An 18,354-nucleotide genomic window follows, 5' to 3' on the forward strand; every position below is an offset into this window, starting at 1 on the left:
GCCGGGAGCAGGGAGCCGAATCCTCCCTAGAGCGGGGCGGCCCCGTATACTCCCGGCCCACGCTTTCTGGCTCACCCAACGCATCAGAGTGATGGGGCCTGTTGAGCTGTGCCTACCCAAAATTCGGTCGCTGCGTCACGCGCGCGTCAAGACCAGTCCGGCAGTGCGTCAATGCGAGTGAGCGAGGCGCGCACGCTGAGGCGACATCTTTCCTGACACAGGGGGGGAGCTGCTTCGCAAGTTGCTCGAGTGGGGACTGACGAGCGTGCGGATCATTAGCGCCGATAGACACGCGGGCCTGGCCGCCGCGGCCCGACAGGCGCAGCCCGAGGCCCAGTTACAGCGCTGCACGGTGCACCTCGCCCGGGACGTCCTCGCCAAAGCACCCTCTGGCGGCTGCGTGGACAGCTCAGCAAGTAGAGGTCGGCCCTCTTCGAGGCGCCGACTCTCCAGGCCTCCAGGAGGCGGCAGGAGGGGCTGGGGCGTCAGGTGCCCGAGGGGCGATGCAGCGCCTGCGGCAGGGCTTCGCCACCGCCACCTGCTTCTTCTCCTTCCCCACGGCCACGCAGCACCTGCGCAGCACCAACGGCCTGGAGCGCCTCCGCGGCGAGGTGAAGCGCAGCATCCGTGGTGTCGGGGCTTCCCAGACCGCGACAGCGCTCTGCGCCTATTCACCGCCGTCGCTCTTGAAGTCACCGGTGTCTGGGATGACCGCAGATACCTTAACGTGGCCCTGCTGAAGTCAACCCAAACTCCTCTGCATCATGCAGCCAAGGAGCCTTCCTCCCCCAATCCCCCTCCTGGCCAGCTACACAAGAATCGGGACCTGACCGTCTGATCTGCCCTTGTTCCTCGACGCACGGACTGCCAGAGTGCCCCGCCAAAGCAGGCAGCATATCGACGGCGCTGGCATGTTTGAGCTTGGCGCTGTCGGCAATTGCCCCCACCCCACCACTGCGAGTCCAAGCCACCATGACACCTCTGCCCCCCGACGAAGCACAGGCGCTCGCGTACCAGGCCTTCATGTACGGTTACCCGCTGGCCGAAAACTACTCCATCCTGTGGCAGAGCACTCTCGCCGTCCAACAGCAATTCAATACATTCTACGGCAAGGCGCAGCTCTACGGTCCCAGCGATACCACCGTCATCACTCCCAACAACGACACGGCGTACTCTCAGGGATGGCTCGACCTGGGCGCCGAGCCGATGGTGCTACAGGTGCCGGCGGTGCCCCAAAATCCACCGCGCTACTATAGTTTCCAGATCATCGATGCGTGCACCAACAACGTTGACTATGTTGGCTCGTTGACAACCGGCACGGCGGCGGGCAACTACGTCCTTGCGCCCCCCGGCATGGTGCCCAGCAACGTCCCGAACGCGACGGTAATCCCTGTCCCGGGTCGCTACATCTTCCTGCTCGGGCGCACGCAAATCCTGGGGCCCAGCGACATCCCGGCAGCTCAGGCAATCATGGACCAGTACGCGCTGGTCCCGCTGTCCCAGTTCCTCGGCCAGCCCGCGCCCGCGCCTGCGCCTGCAACTCCTTTCCTGCCGGCCGCCTCCTCATTCGTCACAACGCTGGCATTCTTCGAGTACCTCAACTTGGCGCTGACCTTCCAGACCCCGCCCGCCGGAGATGCACCGCTTCTCGAGCGCTTCGCACGGATTGGCGTGGGGCCCGGCCTGCCCTTCAATCCCTCCACGCTTGATCCGGAATTGGCCGGTGCGCTCCAGCGCGGAATACTCGAGGCCAGCAATGCCATCACACACAAGACCAAGGAGGGCGCCGTCGAGAATGGCTGGAACATGCCGGAGGTGAACCTCCCCTACTTCGGCACGGACTGGTGGACCGACTACGACTTCCGGTCGATGATCGCACGTGCTGGGATCTACGCGAACTCGCCCTCAGAGGCGCTCTATTACCGCGCCTACCAGGACACCCACTCGAAGCCCCTCGACGGCGCCAATCGGTACACGGTGACTTTCCCCGCGGGCCAGCTTCCCCCTGCCTCGGCCTTCTGGTCGTTGACCATGTACGGGGCGAATCAATTCCTGGTCCCCAACAGCATTGATCGCTACTCGCTCGGGACTCAGTCGAACCTGACCGTCGCAGCCGACGGCTCCGTGACACTCTACGTCCAGGCCAACGCCCCCGCCGGCCCCAAGATGCCAAACTGGTTGCCTTCGCCACCCAGTGGCTCGTTCTATATCGTGCTTCGCATCTACGGCCCGGAGACTACGTCCTACATTCCGCCCGGTCTGGTCCAGGTCAACAGCTCCAACTCGTGACGGTCGTCCTCCCGAGCGCCCATCGATATACAAAAGGAGGGCCCACGTCACCTGCCCTCGCCCCCCTGAAGCCGCCGGTCCATGCGTCAGTCTGCTCCCCAAAGTGTCTCGCAGAGACCTTTAAGACTGCCCTGACTCATGGCCTGGCTGAATCCTTCGTGGGTTGGCCCCGTGTGCGCGGTTATTCCGAAGGTAAGCTCTCCGTTGTGAGCGAAACCCTGACAGGACACCTCGAGCGCGCGAGGGAGGCGTTCGAGCGTCACGCGTACGAGGAGGTGCTCCAGCACCTACTGAAGGCGTGGAAGATAGCGCCCGCCGAGTGCATCGCACGGCTCGCCGAGCAACTCTCCGAGGTCGCCGCCGCGGGCCTTTCCGCCTACCATCGGCACTTCAGCCAGGTGAGGCAGTTCGAAGCGCTCGTCAAGGAAGCGGGTCCCGAGGACACACGCAGCGTGGCGCTCGCGGTGGATGAACTTCTGGGCGAGCCCCCGGACCCGCGGTTCACTCCCGCGCTGCTGGACCTCGCGGCACGCCCCGTCTTCCATGAGGAGCCGAGACTCGGCCGCCGCGTCTGCAACGCGCTGGGCCATGTGAAGGACCCACGCGCCATCGGTCCGCTGCGCGCGCTGTCCGCGAGCCTGTCTCCTGAGACCCCGATAAAGGACCGGCTCGAGCTCACCCTCGATTTTCTCACCAGGCAGCCTGTCCCCGTGCTGGATTCGACAGCCTCCGTCCACGCGGAGGCGCTGGAAGCAGCCCTCGCGAGGCGTGCGGAAACGCGGGCCCCGCGCCCACAGCTTTTCGATGAACTCTATGACTGTGTCGTGGCCAACCTGGACGACGACGGGCCGCGACTGGTCCTGACGGACCATCTGCTGGAGCTGGGAGAGGGCGTGGGTGAGCTCATGATGCACCAACTCCAGCGTGCGCCCGACGTGTCCCGGCATATCGCCCTGGACCGGCAATATGCCGCGCGGTGGACAGACCTGCTCGAGCCCCGGCCCATGATTGCCAACTTGTGGCGTGGCCTTCCCTATTTCGTGGTGCTGCAAGTGCAGTCTGGGGAGCGCCTGCCACCGCCGGGGCGATTCTGGCTGACCGTCCAGCAAATCAGATGGAGCTGGCGGGGCGACAAACACCTGGCGGACTGGCTTACACACCCGAACCTGCGCAACGTCACGGTGCTGGATGCCGTGCCCTACGCCCTCGCCGTAGGGCTGGGCATGCACCCGCTCCCGGTGCGGCAACTGGAGACATTCTTAGATGAAGGAGCCGAGGCAGCGCCGCTGCACACCTCTCTGGCCGCGCTGCCCCGCCTCTCATGGCTCATCCTGAACGGGGCCAGCCCGGAGGTGGTGCGCCAGTACGCGACCTCCGCGCTGGGTCGGCGACTGGAGCGCTTCTCGGCGGGGCAACGGTTACTCTGGTGGCTCGATGTGCAGCCCTCGGCGGAAGTCCCCGTCATGGCCGCGCTGGAGTGGCAACTGTCGGAACGGGGCTGCCAGGAGCTCGCCGAGGCCATCCGCGTCGCGGCGCACTGGAGTACCCGGGCGCTGCGCATCAGATCCCCAGAGCCGCTCGACACCGCCAGCAGGCGCCTGCTGGAGGTGTCCGCCTCCGCCTATGAGCGCGTCGAATGGGACCTGCCTCCCGGATGACGGGATTCGACCTCGCGCCAATGCTCCAACCGGCTCACGCAGCTTCAAGCCACGACCAGCGACGGCTGCATCCGAGCCGAGACTGAGAACGTCCATGTTCACCGTTTGCACGCTGTGCCTACCCGGAACTCGGTCGCTGCGCCATGCATGCGTCAATGCGAGTGAGCGAGGCGCGCGCAAGTGCGTCGAGGTCCTGGTTCTGCGAAGCAGGGGCGGAGTCGCCCAAGGTGTTGCCCGTCCTTGAAGTTCGGCCACATCCCCCTCTTTCGCCTCCCCGCAGACCGGGGCCCGCCTCCGGCCGTGCGGAGGTGAGCGCCAGAGCGGATGACTCCGAGGGCAGAATCGGGCCCCCGCAACCAATCCAAACGGCCCGGTCACCCTCTCGGTGGCCGGGCCGCTGCCATTCTGGGCGCTCCGGGCGCCTGCCTGCTCTGAGCGTCGGCGTGGACCGCAACGAGTGCCACATGTCCGCTCCCTCGACGCAGTCGTTCTGTGCGCAGGGTCAACCTTCCTGCCAGGCGCGGGAAGCCTGTTCTAGAAGGGCAACGTCGCCTTGTTGGATGACGGGAAGCAGCGCCTGCACCTTGGACTGGGGCCAATTCCACCACGCCAGCACGAGCAGCCGCTCGATGGTCGCCTCGTCGAAGCGGCGGCGCACCTCTCTAGCGGGTGTGCCCGCTACCATCGAGTAGGGTTGCACATCCCGGGTGACCAGGCTGCGGGCGGCGATGATCGCTCCGTCGCCGATGGTCACGCCCGGCATGATCATCGCTTCCATCCCGATCCACACATCGTTGCCGATGCGCGTGTCACCGGCAGCGCGATAGGCGTGCTGGAGCGCAGCAGGATCGGAGAAGGGGTACGTGCTGATGAAGTCGGTGTTGTGGGTCTGGTTGCCCCCCATGATGATCTTCACGCCGGAAGCAATCTGGACATAGTCCCCGATGTGCAGTTGATCGATGTGCCAAAGCGGCCTCCAGCCCGTCTCGGCCGACCTGCTCCACGCATCGCCGTACAGGTAGCGCACCACTTGCTCTTCGAACGCACCATCCCACGCGCCGGAGTAGTAGCTGTGGGTTCCGCTCAGATGGATATTGGGGTTGCGCACTGTCTCGTGCAGGTACTCGACCTGTGACCAGTGTTTGCACGGCTTCGTCATCGCGAGCTCTCGAATCTCGCCAGCATGGCGCTCGCCCCGGGGGAGTACTTCCACCGAAGCACCTATGGAGCCCGTCGCCGGGCGCACGTTGCCTGACGCCTATACGCTTCGAAGGCGCTACTGCCGTGCACCGCGACCGATCTTGCGGCGGCGGCACGGCATGGCTCAGGATCAGGGGGTCAATACATTCCAGCCGCTTGACATATCGAAGTGTCGTACCAGCCGCTCGCTTTGCTCCCAGCCAGCAGCGCGTCCCGCGCCTGCTGATCGGGGACGCGCCAGATCCCGAGGAAGCGGTGCTCGCTGGCGCGTTCGACGCTGCGAGCGGTCTCGCCCAAGGCCAGCATTTCGATGCCCAGGCTGGACGGTCCGCCCATCCCGGTCTGGATGCCGTCGAGAAATTGTTGGCGTCGCTCGGCGGGCAGCGCCTTCCAGGATGCGTTGGGAGTATATAGTTCGACGAGAGACTGAGACATTCGGTCATTCCTCATCTCAGGTTGCGTGAAGCTCGTTTGCAGATACGGCGGGTCGCGTCGGCAGGGTCGCCTCTCTGCCATTGGGCACAGAGATCGCGCACCCAGCTTGGTTGGGTCTTGGCGGCATCATTGAGCCAATTGGCCACCGAGTCCTGCACGTAGGTGGACGGATCGGCGCGCAGGGGCGAGAGGATCGGGAGTGCTCTGCCTGGCTCTCGCTGGAACTCTGGGATGTGAGCCGACCACACGCCGCGCGGGCGAAGAGCCTCGCTGGCGAAGCGACGAATGAACTCGGCTCGCGAAGACGTCCAGGTCGCGAGCACGGCGATGGCCACGTCCAGCTCCCGCGCCAGATGGGGCCGCACCGCCATCCATGACCATTCGCGCACACCGAAATGCGAGTCATCAGCCAGCGGGCGGATGGCGACCAGCCGGGCCGGCAGATCCAGCTCGGGATGCGCGCCGATCATAAAGCAGGCCCACCCGCGCACCATGTCCGCGCCGTGCGTCCGGGAGCGCTCGATGCCGGCAGTGCCGAGCTCCTCCAGAAGCAGCGCACCGATCGTGCTCATGCGCTTGAGGATGCCGAGCTTGCAGGCGGCATCGGCGGTCGCCAGCGCATCGGCGGAGAGCTCGGGAAAGACCGCCCGCAGCAGGCGAGCCTGGTCGATCGCCATGCATTCGGCGAGCGTGGCGGTCTGCATCTCACCGCGCGACAAGGCGTCCAACACGTCGGGCGGAATGTCGGCGGCACGAGTCGCGCCCTTGCGAGGACGGGGCGGACTCATGGCTCGGTCCTCCTCGCGGTCAAGTTGCCAGCGATCTTGCCGAGCAGGGCCGCGAGCTGCCCGCGTTCTGCCGCCGACAGGTTGCCGTACAGGCTCGCGATCCAGCGTCCGTGCGGGTCGAAGACCTGCTTCGCCGCCCGTTTGCCCTTGCGGGTCAGCCGAATGCGCAACGCACGTCGATCTTGGGAGTCGGCCCGCCGCTCGATCAGCGCTTCGCGCTCCAGCCCATCGAGCAGCCCCGTAACGGTGGCGCGGGTCACTCCCGCCCGCTGGGCCAGTTCATTGGGCGCAGGGGAGTCGGCGACAGCGTCGAGCAGGAACAGCAGCATGAAGCGGCCCTCCTAGAGGCCGTGGGGCGCAAGCAACGCCGCGCAATCCCTGTCGACCGTCGAGGCCAGCGAGAGCGTCTGAAAGACCAAGCGGATGCTGTCCACGTCGGGGAGCTGCCGCCGCTGCGCTTCGTTCAGGAGAGCTTCGTATTTCTGCTCTAGGTTCATTCTCGACGCCCCCTTATCGTCAGGAACCTAACGACTATAGAAAGAACCGATGGCCGTCAAGTCACTCTCCTGTGGAAGCCCGCTCGCGGACCGTGCGTGTGGCTGGAACTACTCTCGCCGAAAGGCAGGAGATCGCGCTTGCGCGAACGGCGTCCTACAGCCTCTGCGGAGCTCTTGAAGAGTCAGCTCCGGATGCCGGCGGGGCCGATGTGATGGGTGGAAAGATCCTCGGGCGCTTCACGCCCAAATGCGCCTCGCCGTCGCTCTCCGTCCAAACGCGTGCGGGATCGCGAGGCGTCGTCGATGGAGACGCGCGCAGCCAGCGCTCAGCCCACCAGCTTCGTGAGGAGCGCCCCAGCGCGCTGGCTGCAGGTACGGCGGTCAATCGAAGACCACCAGCCTTGAGCGATGCCTCCTGCGGAATGCGTGGCCGGCAGTGCTTCTACCAGGGCGCATGGGAAGGGCCGGACACGCAGGAGTTGGTGGCGCCCGCCAATGAGGCAAGATGAGACCCCCAAGACCCACCCAAGCCTATGCGACATCCACCTACCCTCTCCCTTCTGGTGGATGCTGGACGTCATCCCCAATTCGCAATATCCGCGAACAGTCGCGGCGAAGTTTGCGGACACTCAATCGGACCCCGAATTTTCCCGACTTCACGCAACCCCATGATGTCTCTCGTATTTTCCGTCGCAGTCTCTAGAGAGAAGCCGAGAACGAGTTCGCGCAGGGCTTCAATCGGGGAGCTGAAGAAAACGAAGGCCCTGCCCTAACCAGGCAGGGCCTTTTTGTTTTGTCCTCGCGATGAGCATCGACCGGCTTTGCTCGCGAAGGCCAGAAGCCCATCGAAAACCTTGCCTTACGGCATAATCAGGCTTGCTGGCTCGTGCCTGCTGCCGCTAGAGCGACTCCTGCTCAGTCGACGTTCATTTCACCCAACTTCAATTTCTGGGCCCCGCGACTGCCACTGCACGCACCGCGGAGTCGCCAAACGCCCAGTCCAGGTTCTGCTGTTGCTCAACAACGTCCCGACGCAGTTTGACAAGGACGCATGGCTCTGTTCCGGCGGTCCCCTTCGTCCAAAGCCGTGACACAGCCTGTGGGACCTGACACCGTAGGAGAGCGATAATCGGCACGAGCCCACGACCGTTGCCAGCATCGCCTCGACTTGGCGCCATGGTTCCTTCCACTAGTGATTCGAGCCCCGGACGCGTGCGGCACGGGCTGGGGGCCATGGCCCTGCTTCTCGTGGTCCTCATCTGGGGGGTGTTCGTCGTCCTCCCTGTCTGGCTTCAGGCCGCGCAGGTATGCTTCCCGAACTTCGACCTGGGTATCTATTCCCAGGCAGTGGCGCGCTTGTCGTTGGCGGAGCCCAACCCGTGGATCAGCGCGCGGCAGGTCTTCATCTTCAACGACCACTTCGACCCCATCCTCTGGGTGGCACATCCTCTGGCGCGGATAATCCCACCCATGTGGGCCGCGTTGGTCGTCGAGGCACTCTTCGTGCTGCTCACCGTGGCCCCCCTGCTTTGGCTCCACTTGAAGGGGTTGCTGAGCCGCAATGCCTTGGTTCTGCTCGCTGCACTCCTGCTGCTGAGTCCCAGCATGGTGGAGGCCATGAAGTTCCCTGTCCACCCGACGACGTGGTCCGTGCTGCCCTGGGTGCTGACGGGATTGGCCTTCCATCTGCGCCGCCAAGGATTGCTCCTGGCGTCGCTGGTTCTCCTGTTTGCCTGCAAGGAGGAGTTCGCTTTCGGAGGCGTCATGCTGACCCTCGCGCTGTTCCTGCGTGGGGAGCGACGCCTCGCGACATTCGTGGGGGCGCTGTCGCTCGCCTGGCTCGCATGGGTCTATGGGCTGCGCCCTTGGCTCCTGGGCCCCACCGTGGACTACACCTTCCGCCTCAGACAGGGGATGGATGGAGGCTGGGTCCACTATCTCTCGCTCCGTCTGGCTCCGCCTCATGTGTCGCGCATCGGCACCCTGACGCTGCTGTTCGTCCCACTGGGGGTCTGGGCATGGCGTGAACGGCTGCGGCCCGACTGGACCTGGCTGCTGGTCCTGCTCCCGATGCTGGGCATCCGCTTCCTCGCCATGGCCTGGCGGTTTCACTATGGCGTATCGGTTGTCGCCGCGGCGCTCATGGGCTTCCTGCCTGTCCTCCGCACCCGGAGCCCGCCCTGGTGGGTCATCGCCTCCACCAGCGTGGTGCTCCTCGCCAGCAACGAGCCGAACCTGCGGAAGCTCACGAGCACTCTTGTCTCTCCCCAGACCTCCCCGCGTCATTGTCCCAGGACACCGGAGCGACTGGCGAGCCTCTCTCGGGGCGTGGACATGCTCACCCAGCACAGCGAGGGCTCGGCGCTGCTGAGCAGCAACCTTGTCGCCTTGCTGGCGGACCGCAGCGAGATTTACGCCGTGGGTGGCCCACAGCCGGACGAGGGGCGCGTCCATGAGTGGGTGCTCGTCGAGAAGCCTCCGCATGGTGACGTCTGGCCCCTCACCTCCACGCGAGTGCGGGAACTCATCGACGTCTGGCGCACAGATGCAAGCACGCAAGTCATTATCGATGACGAGAACGTTTTCATGGCGCGAGGGCGCTTTACTGCGCACCGCTGACCCTACAACTTATTGAGCGTAGTTCCACTTCAATATCTGTGACTCCGATGACCGCAGGGGCATGCCCTGCGATGCCGAGGCTCTAAACGACCGCTCGTAATGTAGCCGTTCAGGGGTGGTGTTGAGGCCCGCGTCGCGGTGTGCAACCCGTAGCGGATGAGCACGAAAACCCCTGCGACGCTGGAAGCGAAGCTTGAAAGACGGGTCCGCGAAAGGCGGCGGTGGAGCGCGCATTCGCAGCGCTGACTGCCTCGCCAGACGTGGCGACGCAGCGGCGAAGGACGAGAGTCCGGCGGCCATCGAGCGCGGTCGCCTACCTCGCGGAGCGGTTGCTCGAAGCCGTACAGGCGTGCCCTGGCGAGACGATGGTGGTCCTGGCCGCTCGCATGGGCGAGAGGTCTCGGTCGCTGCACCGGCCGATGATGCGCCTGAAGAAGGAGGGCCGTGTGCGCAGCGCCGGTGAGCGAAACGCGACGCGGTACTTCCCGATGGGAAAGAAGGCCGCGTAGCGCTCAGAGCGCGGCGAAGAGCGAGGGCGGGGGCGCCCCCATCCGGGCGGCGGTGCAGCAGTCCGTCAGGAATTCGAGCACAGTCTTTTCCTGCTTGCGAGCGGTGTGCGCCACCGTCATCACCCTCTCGGCGAAGAGGTTCCCTCGGGGGCTCTGGGTGCCGAAGCTTCGCTTGCGCCACAGCACGAAGGCCCGCAGCTCGCGCTCCGCGTGGTTGTTGTTGGGCTCGACTCCGTCCCTGTCAACGAAAGTCCACAGCGCCGCTCGGTGCTCGAGGATGTCCTCACAGGAGCCGGAGACGTGCGGCAGCGTCGCGGCCACCGCGCGCTCAAGCAGGGCTTCCACCTGCGTGCGCACCGGGGCCATGCGCTCGCGCAGCGTGTCCCGCTACAACTCGCCGCTGCGCAGTCGTCCCCAATAGTCGAAGAGGATGCCGATGCGGCCTCAAGCCACTGGGTGCCGTCCGTGTGCTTCACCGGCGCCAACAACACCCGGGACCAGGCCTCGTCCACCGCGGGCGTCACCGCCTCGCTGTCGCGCGCCTCGACGGCGCTCACCGCCCCCAGCGAAATGTCGATGCCCAGCACATCCCCCAGAAGCCTCACCGCCGAGCGCCGACTCAGGTGGTAGACGCCCGTCAAAAGGCCAACGACGGCGGACAGCCGCGGGCCGAAGGGCGACGTCGGAATCGGCGCGGTGCTTGCCCATGTCTCATGCTTGCACCTGGGGCACTCCACGCCATGGCGCACCCACTGCGTGACGTGGGCCTTGAGCGGCGGCAATTCCACTTCACTGGTACCGCCGCACCCGCGTGCCGCCTTCGGGCGAGAGGGGCGCCCAGCAATTCTCACACGCGGACGGGAAGAGGTGCGTGAACTCGCTCACCTTCTCCTCGGCAACAAGCGCGCGTGTCAGGCCTTTGTATCCCGGCTGACCACCGCGCTTCTTCTCACTCCCGCTCTGCCTGCGCCGCTCGGCCTTCTGCCCCGGCGTATCGCTCGACGGTGGCCGGTTCGAGTTGCCCGAGTTCCGCCGCAACTTCTCCCGCAGCTTCTGCACCAGTCGAGTCAGCGCCTCGACCTGACGCTCAAGCTCCGCGATGCGCGCATCCTTGGGGTCGACCTCGGCCACGACATGCCGTGTCTCATGTCCCACGCCGCGTCAGCGAGCGACAAGCCTCCCGCCGGCTGCTGGCCTGCTCCTTCTTCAACCGCCCATCTCCCCTGAACGCTTACTCAACCGCATCCAGATAAGTATTCAGTGGGCCGATGATCGGGCGACGGCTGTACCACCAACCTCTGTTCTCTTCCGGCATGAGGAATTCCGACAGGCTTTGGCCTCCATCATCCCGGGTGGCCTTGCGAAACGTCTCATCGGCTTCGTTGACCAACCTCCGCAGCAGTTCGCTGTGAGGCCCTGGGAGTCTTTCGATGGTGGCCTCAAGCGCATCCCGGGAATACAGAGAATATATATAGTCGTCAATCCCACCCGTGTATTCGCCAAGGGTGTATGCCAGACCCTGCCAAAGTGCGAGGCTGTGCTCGACTGAATGACCGCGACCCACCCAAACGTGAGCCCGCATGTACGCGGTCATCTCCTTCAGAACTGCAAGTTCGGCTTCGGAACATCGCGGCTGAATTCTCATGAGTACACACAAATTACAACATTTTCGCAGCATGGACAGATTCCGGCCGCGTCCAGCTACTTCAATTCATTTCGAAGTTTCGTGACGTATCGCTTGAAAGTGGATGCGTTGGTGACCGGGCCCCCTCGGCCTGAAGGCGGCGCCCAAGTCAGGATGGTTTGGATCGTGGATTACAACAGTTTCTGTCTCAGGGTCAATGCATACAGTTCGTTTGTCCTCTAAGGCAAAGACTCTTCCCTCGGTCTCCTTGGCTCCTTGAATTACGTCGTCAATGAACTGAGGAAGGTCCTCCGCACCGATATCAATCTCCTCAAACTCTTCGGCGTGTTTGTCTTGATCATGCCCGTTTCCGATAGACTCTCCCAAGGTGGGAGTTGCCCCCTCTCCACTGCCTTCGGACAAGCACCCACGTCCGGGCCGAGGGGCTCGGCAGGGCCCTCGTCTTTGCACGGACGGCAGGCCCTCGCCACGCGAGCATCATCAGCATCGAGGGCGACAGCTACCGCAGGCGTATGGCCGAGGAATCACGCGCGGAGCGCAAGGCAAGGAAGAGCTGAGCGTCCCCGCGACTCACCGATGCCCACCGGCCTCGCTCTGCGCCCCGCAATCGGAGCGCAGCGCGGGGCCGTCTTGCGTTGCCTCGACTCGATACCTGCGCTCGCCGATGACCCGATTTCCGCGCTCCGCGATGACCGCGTCGATGACCAGAATCCCGCGCTCTTTGATGACCGCCAACAGCCGTCCGCACACCACCAGACGCAACGACTCCACGCACACCTTCCCCGCGCGCCAACTTCTGGCGCCGCGCCTCGGAGTGCGTTCTCCCTCCCTCACCGGTTCGCCCCTAGGAAGGCCCTCCAGGTGTCGCTGGTGGGCCTTCTGACTTTTCAGGACGCGCGCAGCCCCGGACTCCACCGGCTCACGCTCCTCTCCTCAACTTTTCGGCGGCACCCAGCGTTGCCTCTGGCTCCCCCGTCACCACGAGGACTGCGAGATGATTGTGATCGAAGAATAGCTTTGCGGCGCCGACACGCAGACGGCGCCTGTCACGTTCGATGCCTTCGTCGACGCTCAAGCCATCGGCGCGCAGGCGAGCCGACACAACGGAGTCATCAGGACCATCGGCGAAGAGCCACAGATCGAGCGTGCGTCCAGGTCCGGCGTCGAGGCCTTCTTGCGCGTAGTCGCTAAAGATCATCCAGCAGCGACCATCCTCGCCGAAGTGCAGCTCGAAGTTCCCGTAGCGCCAGATCGACGCGCGCTCGACAGTCTCCTCGACTCCCCACTGGTCCGGCGCTCCCAACCGCTGGCGTACGTCGTCGCGGCCCATGCTGACGGCGGCACCGCCAAGTCGTGCTTCAACGATGAGCTCGCGCAGCGAGAAACAGGTCATTCGCCGTTCCATTGCCGCATTCTGCCGTCCCCAGAATCTGTCGCGCCAGGGCTTTGCCTCCCCGGAGGCATCCCGCCGTGACCACGCTGAAAGTTCGCGGAGCTTCAATCGGTTCCCGATTGAAGCGCGCAACCAACCTCCTCCTCGACAATCTCGGGGGCATCACCATGACAAAGGCCACCCGCACGCATTTGGGGACATGCCCACACGTGTCTACGCCCCAAGGGTGCCAGCCGTAGGGCATTCCTCTCTGGGGCCTGCTGTCCGCTGGAGTCCTCCGCTGAGGAGTCGCCGTTGCGCGCGCGCCAGCCACCCCACCGTTCAAGGTTCCGCTGGCAAGTCTCCATGGGTGATTGTCCCTAACGCAGGGACCCAGGACACGCTCGCGGGCCACGGCACCGCCGTGCTCCTCCTGGATGAAGCGGGCTCCAAGTCCGTTTATCCCATGTTCCTCGCGCACCTGCGCGCTGCATCTCCATACGCACCTCATGCTCTCGTTGGGCAGCATGACGGATGGCTACAAGCAGCTCGAGCAGGGCGGCCAGGTGACGTCCGTCCACGTGGATGGCTGGCTCATAGGCTCGTCACTGAGCGGAACCAGCAGGACGACACTCGGGTCTACCGTCCCGTGATGCCGGTGCAGAATCCGGTCGTGGACGATGTCGCCGAGAACTGGCATCCCTCCGCGTTTTCCGTGCAGGCCATGGCGCGAGTGGATTCTCGTTGCGGCACCAAAGCGTGGGGACGAGGCTGCACAGTCCTCACACGAACGGCACGCGTGTCGGGGACGAGTGAACGCACGGCTTCGCGTTGTTGGCCCCACGCAGAGAGTGTGAGAAACTTTGACCCATGGCGGACACGCTCAAGTCAGACGCGACCGTTTCCGAGGGGCTGGACCGCCGTCGATTCCTGACGTGGGTCATGGCTTCTCCCACGTTGATGATTGCCGCCCGGCTGGGGCTCGACGTACCCGAGGCCGAGGCGGCGAAGCCTCCGGAAGGGGCGACGACGGCGCTGAGCCTCTATCTCGCCGTCCAGACCGATGGGCGCATCGTCACCACCCTGCCTCGCACGGAGATGGGCCAGGGCATCACCACTGCCGTGGCCATGCTCGTCGCCGAGGAACTCGACATGGCGCTCGACAGGGTCGACGTGCGCAGCGCCGACGCGGACCCTCGCTGGGCCATCCAACTCACCGGCCTGTCGTCGACGATGCGCTTCCTCACGGGCCCCCTGCGCGCCGCAGCGGCGGAGGCCCGGGCACGGCTGGTCACTGCCGCGGCGCTGCGCTGGCGCGTCCTGGCCCACACCCTCACCACCGCGCACGGCGTGGTGAGCGCACCCGACGGGCGGCGGGCCGGCTATGGTGAGCTGGCGGAGGACGCCGCTCGCGTGCTGCTCCCCGCGGTCTCCAGCCAACCCAGGCCCGTGAGCCGGTTCAAGCTGGTGGGCCAGCCCACCGGACGCATCGACGCGAGGGACATCGTCACGGGCGCCACGCGCTATGCCCTGGACCTGGACATCCCCGAGGCGCTGCCGACGGTGGTGGCCCGCCCCCCCACGCTGCGTGGCACCGTCCAGTCGGTCGACGATGCCTCGGCGCGGACGATGCCCGGCGTGGTGGCGGTGGTGCCCCTGGGCACCGGCGTGGCGGTGGTGGCCCGGACCTTCGGACAGGCGCTCGCGGCGCGCGCGGCGCTGCGCATCACCTGGACGCCCGGCCCCGCCAGCGCGCTGTCGGACGCGGACATCCGGACCCGCCTGCGCGACAGCATCGGCCCAAGGCCCCTGCCGCCGCTGTTCACCACCCGGACGCTTGAGGGACGCTTCGACTTCCCCTACCTGGCGCACGCGACCATGGAGACGCAGAGCTGCCTGGCCCGCGTGCAAGGTGGACAGGCGGAGGTCTGGCTGGGGGCGCAGGACCCCAAATACGCGCAGCGCGAAGTGGCCCGGGCGCTCGGCTGGGAGCTCACGCCGTGGCGAGTGACGGTGCACATCACCCGGGCCGGTGGCGGCTTCGGCCGTAGGTTCTTCACCGAGGCCGCGGTGGAGGCCGCGCTCGTCTCGCGGGCCATCGGCAGACCGGTGAAGTTGATGTGGAGCCGCGACGATGACATGCGCCACGGCCACTTCCGCCCCGCCAGCCACCACCGCATCCTCGCCTACCTGGGCCCGGGCGGGCGCGTCCTGGGCTGGCATCACCGCGCCGCCATTCCCACCGTGGAGTTCCCCCACGGCTTCGGTGACGCAATCACCGCGCTGGCCGGCGAGGTCCTGCCCGAGGTCACCAGCGCGGTCTTCTTCGCACTCTCCCAGAAGCTCCCTTACGGCTTCGGATGGGTGAGCCACGAGCTGCGCGACGTGGCGATTCCGATTCCCACCGCGTCGTTCCGCTCGGTGTTCACCAGCCAGGTGGGCGTGTCCAACGAAGTCTTCGTCGACGAACTGGCCCGCGAGCTCCAGGTGGACCCCGTCGCGCTGCGACGCGAGCGGCTCACTTCGAATCGCCTCAAGGCGGTGCTGGACAAGGTCGCCACGGAGGGACAGTGGGGCCGAAGCCTGCCACCCGGTGTCGCCCAGGGTGTCGCCGTCCTCGAGGAGTGGGACAGCGCCATCGCCCACCTCATCGAAGTGGACGTCACCGGAGGGACGCCTCGGGTGCTGCGCATCGTCATCGCCGCGGATGTCGGCCTGCCCATCAACCCCAAGGGCATCGAGGCCCAACTCCAGGGCGCGGCGGTGGACGCGATGTCCACCACGCTGAGCGCGGGAATCCACATCGACGCGGGCACGGTGCGCGAGGGCAGCTTCGCGGACTATCGCTGGATGCGCATGAAGCACGTCCCGTCCGACATCCAGGTGCACCTGGTCCGCTCGGATGACCGGGTGGGCGGCGTGGGCGAGCTCGGCTATCCCAGCGCAGCGGCGGCCCTGACCAACGCCATTGCCCGGGCGCGAGGCTCGATGCCCACCCGCTTTCCCATCCTCGACGAGGGAGTCTGAGCATGGCGGCACATCAGTTCATCCTCAATGGCCAGACGGTGTCGGTGGAGGCGCCCGAGGACCTGTCGCTGCTGTGGGTGCTGCGCGACGTGCTGGGCGTGACGGGCCCGAAGTACGGCTGCGGCGTGGGCGTGTGCGGCGCGTGCACCAGCCACCTGGACGGCGAGGCCTTCCGCCCCTGCATCCACCCGGTGGGTGGGCTGTCTGGCCGCGAGGTGGTCACCATCGAGGGGTTGGGCGCCCAGGGACTGCACCCCGTGCAACAGGCGTGGATGGACGAGGACGTGGCCCAGTGCGGCTTCTGCCAGCCGGGGCAGATCATGGCCGCCGTGGCGCTGCTCAAGAAGAACGCCCAGCCCTCTGACGCGGACATCGACGCGGCGATGAGCGACAACGTCTGCCGCTGTGGAACCTATGTCCGCATCCGCGCCGCCATCAAGCGCGCCGCCCTGCTGCTGCGAAGCGGCGCGGGCGGCGGGTGATACCGAGAAGGCCAGGGCGCCCGCCGCGTTGAGGCGCTCCATGAAGCCGAGCGAATTCCTCGAAGAGGTGAACCCCCAACAGCATGGCCGTCACGTTGTCGGCCACACGCGGAGGCGCCTCCCGCCCCTTCAAGAAGACGTCCGCGACGGCGCGGGCCACGACGTTGCCCATCCCCGGGCGGACTCCACGTCCTACCCGGGCGTCAACGTCTCGGCCCTCCCCATTGGCCGGTTTTGGGTGACCACTGAGGACAGGGCCTCGCAAGGCATTGCCGCGCGCCGTCGTCACGCGACGCGCAGCATGAGCCCCCTCGGACTCTCGTCCAACACTGCAATCAGCGTTTCGTGACTACTCCACGTAGACCGTCACATTTCCACTGCAGGCCGTGTTGCCCGCACAGCCAGCGCGGAACTGATAGTAGCCAGAAGCAGGAACAGAATAGACAATCTCAGCCGCAGTCCCGCAGCCAAGCGTCGCAGCGGTGTCGTTTGAGGCGACCAAAGTGAAGACTCCATTCACATTGCGGTAGAGCCTCAAATACGTATCTCCCGAAGCAGCAGCCCCCGTGGAACTGACCCCACAGGTGCTCACGCGGACAACCTCACCACCCGTGAACGAGTACTGCTTATTGAAGGTATTCACCTGGGCATTATTGGTGTTGGAGGCACTGAAGAATACCGGCGCTCCCTTGCGTCGAGCGATGGCGACTGTTCCCGTACACGAACCCGAACTCCAACATCCGGCACGGATCAGATAGCTTCCGCTGATGGTCGGCGTATAGCTGAGCTTCGAACCATCTCCATAACAATTCTGGTCGTTGTTCGCTACCTCGGTCGCACTGGAGTTGTAGAGGCGCAGAAGCGTGTCGCCGGTGAATGTCGCATCGCTAAGGCCGCAGGTTCCAATCATGACTGCTTCATTGGCGACAAGGTCGACATTGTAGTGGGCAGACGTCGCTGGATTCGTGGCATTCGTAGTATTGGAGGCCTGATAGTCCATCAGAGCCAAGCGTTGTCGGCTCTCCCCCAGGGACTCGGCGGCATCCATTGACGTGTCCGGCCCACCACAGGCAGAGGCCAGCCCCAAGACAGAAATCAGCAAGAAACGGCGCATTTCGAATCTCCAGGCATTACGCAAACCACAATGGCTCGCGGACATCCGGAATCACAAGACAGCCACATGACCCCGAACGAACCCTACCCCCTCCATGAAGACAGACGCAAGACACCTCGCCACACGCAACCTTGAAGTAAGTACAAGCACGCATAGCGCTTGAGCGCCGAATCGGCCTCCGCCACCACTCCACCCAGGCGAGTATTCCCAGACCTCAACCCAAGAAGCGCGCCATCCCTCTGGCCTCCATGGCGAGGCACTGTCCGAAAGGAGATAATGGGCCTTGAATTGGCAATCAGGCGTCGTGTCGGGCACGGGAGGGCGATTGGCAACACCTCCGCTGGCGCGGGTGGTAAGAGTGGGGCTGAATTTCCAAACACCCTCCGGCGCCGCTCGGAAACTGGAGCATCAAAGCCATGTCCCGAATCACCAAGCCTGTCAGCACGCCTACCCGCCCTCGCTCCAACGCTCGCCAGGAAGGACTGCGTCCCACTCCGAACCGCGCGACGACGCTCCCCGACCACGCGAACGTCGTCAACCAGAGCAGGCCCCCCAGGCCGGTCCCCGCCAATCCCACCCAGACTGCCCTCCAATCCCATCAAGGCATCAGCACCTTCAGCACTCCGGCGACCACCTCCACGCAGGCCGCAGGCAGTTCCACCACGCGCGTCAACCATCCGCAGGGCCCCTGCCCCCCGCCTGTCTCTTATACCCATCTC

16 protein-coding genes and 2 pseudogenes are annotated in these 18,354 nt (G+C 65.4%); 9 read left to right on the forward strand and 9 right to left on the reverse strand.

The genetic code is table 11. The features are described from left to right. Positions 1-229: 229 nt before the first annotated feature. The 4 genes and pseudogenes from F8M74_RS38690 to F8M74_RS23940 form a co-directional block, all read left to right on the forward strand. Positions 230-379: pseudogene (locus F8M74_RS38690) on the forward strand (transposase); the annotation flags it as partial. Between the two features lie 124 nt (positions 380-503). Then, positions 504-740: a transposase gene (locus F8M74_RS38030; protein WP_141254427.1), complete on the forward strand. Its 237-nt coding sequence runs from the start codon at positions 504-506 to the stop codon at positions 738-740. Between the two features lie 232 nt (positions 741-972). Beyond that, positions 973-2,289, forward strand: coding sequence for a DUF1254 domain-containing protein (locus F8M74_RS23935; RefSeq protein ID WP_141254426.1), 1,317 nt, complete (start codon positions 973-975; stop codon positions 2,287-2,289). 206 nt (positions 2,290-2,495) lie between these two features. After that, positions 2,496-3,947, forward strand: a complete 1,452-nt coding sequence (locus F8M74_RS23940) for a hypothetical protein (RefSeq protein ID WP_141254425.1) — start codon at positions 2,496-2,498, stop codon at positions 3,945-3,947. A gap of 502 nt (positions 3,948-4,449) precedes the next feature. Here the strand turns inward: F8M74_RS23940 and F8M74_RS38560 are convergent. The 5 genes from F8M74_RS38560 to F8M74_RS38040 all read right to left on the reverse strand — a co-directional run bounded on the left by F8M74_RS38560 (position 4,450) and on the right by F8M74_RS38040 (position 6,867). Continuing rightward, positions 4,450-5,106 carry a CatB-related O-acetyltransferase gene (locus F8M74_RS38560; RefSeq protein WP_141254424.1) on the reverse strand — a complete coding sequence of 219 codons (657 nt, stop codon included), beginning with the start codon at positions 5,104-5,106 and terminating at the stop codon, positions 4,450-4,452. 179 nt (positions 5,107-5,285) lie between these two features. Next, the gene (locus F8M74_RS23950; protein WP_141254423.1) at positions 5,286-5,582 is read right to left on the reverse strand and encodes a DUF6616 family protein; all 297 of its coding nucleotides are present in this window, start codon (positions 5,580-5,582) and stop codon (positions 5,286-5,288) included. An 11-nt stretch (positions 5,583-5,593) separates the two neighbouring features. Then, entirely contained in the window at positions 5,594-6,370 is a 777-nt protein-coding gene (locus F8M74_RS23955) for a DNA alkylation repair protein (RefSeq protein ID WP_141254422.1), read from the reverse strand. Further along, positions 6,367-6,699, reverse strand: a complete 333-nt coding sequence (locus F8M74_RS23960; RefSeq protein ID WP_228560052.1) for a MarR family winged helix-turn-helix transcriptional regulator — start codon at positions 6,697-6,699, stop codon at positions 6,367-6,369. The genes F8M74_RS23955 and F8M74_RS23960 overlap by 4 nt, the downstream gene beginning before the upstream one ends. A 12-nt stretch (positions 6,700-6,711) precedes the next feature. Further along, entirely contained in the window at positions 6,712-6,867 is a 156-nt protein-coding gene (locus F8M74_RS38040) for a hypothetical protein (RefSeq protein WP_228560054.1), read from the reverse strand. Between the two features lie 1,233 nt (positions 6,868-8,100). Between F8M74_RS38040 and F8M74_RS23965 the strand changes: the two genes are divergently transcribed. Both F8M74_RS23965 and F8M74_RS23970 read left to right on the forward strand, forming a co-directional pair. After that, positions 8,101-9,486 (forward strand): DUF2079 domain-containing protein, encoded by a 1,386-nt coding sequence (locus tag F8M74_RS23965; RefSeq protein WP_141254421.1) that lies wholly within the window; start codon positions 8,101-8,103, stop codon positions 9,484-9,486. A 221-nt stretch (positions 9,487-9,707) separates the two neighbouring features. Next, positions 9,708-9,995 carry a winged helix-turn-helix domain-containing protein gene (locus F8M74_RS23970; RefSeq protein WP_228560056.1) on the forward strand — a complete coding sequence of 96 codons (288 nt, stop codon included), beginning with the start codon at positions 9,708-9,710 and terminating at the stop codon, positions 9,993-9,995. Positions 9,996-9,998: 3 nt separating this feature from the next. On the opposite strand, the pseudogene F8M74_RS23975 reads toward F8M74_RS23970, so the two are convergent. From F8M74_RS23975 to F8M74_RS23990, 3 genes and pseudogenes are all read right to left on the reverse strand, one after another. Next, positions 9,999-11,150, reverse strand: a pseudogene (locus tag F8M74_RS23975) (transposase). A gap of 1,060 nt (positions 11,151-12,210) precedes the next feature. Further along, positions 12,211-12,411, reverse strand: a complete 201-nt coding sequence (locus F8M74_RS23985) for a hypothetical protein (protein WP_228560058.1) — start codon at positions 12,409-12,411, stop codon at positions 12,211-12,213. A gap of 148 nt (positions 12,412-12,559) precedes the next feature. Then, positions 12,560-13,033: a hypothetical protein gene (locus F8M74_RS23990; protein ID WP_141254461.1), complete on the reverse strand. Its 474-nt coding sequence runs from the start codon at positions 13,031-13,033 to the stop codon at positions 12,560-12,562. 849 nt (positions 13,034-13,882) lie between these two features. Between F8M74_RS23990 and F8M74_RS23995 the strand changes: the two genes are divergently transcribed. Continuing rightward, positions 13,883-16,039, forward strand: a complete 2,157-nt coding sequence (locus F8M74_RS23995) for a xanthine dehydrogenase family protein molybdopterin-binding subunit (RefSeq protein WP_141254420.1) — start codon at positions 13,883-13,885, stop codon at positions 16,037-16,039. Between the two features lie 2 nt (positions 16,040-16,041). Continuing rightward, positions 16,042-16,521, forward strand: coding sequence for a (2Fe-2S)-binding protein (locus tag F8M74_RS24000; RefSeq protein WP_141254419.1), 480 nt, complete (start codon positions 16,042-16,044; stop codon positions 16,519-16,521). 349 nt (positions 16,522-16,870) lie between these two features. Here the strand turns inward: F8M74_RS24000 and F8M74_RS24005 are convergent, their stop codons facing one another. Next, positions 16,871-17,635, reverse strand: coding sequence for a hypothetical protein (locus tag F8M74_RS24005; protein ID WP_141254418.1), 765 nt, complete (start codon positions 17,633-17,635; stop codon positions 16,871-16,873). A 416-nt stretch (positions 17,636-18,051) separates the two neighbouring features. Here F8M74_RS24005 and F8M74_RS37520 point away from each other — a divergent pair. Next, positions 18,052-18,354 (forward strand): hypothetical protein (locus tag F8M74_RS37520; protein WP_205604100.1); only part of this gene is annotated, 303 nt, incomplete at its 3' end.

Origin of the sequence: Myxococcus sp. CA023, from assembly GCF_010998615.1 — a bacterium.
In the GTDB taxonomy this organism is placed as follows: domain Bacteria; phylum Myxococcota; class Myxococcia; order Myxococcales; family Myxococcaceae; genus Myxococcus.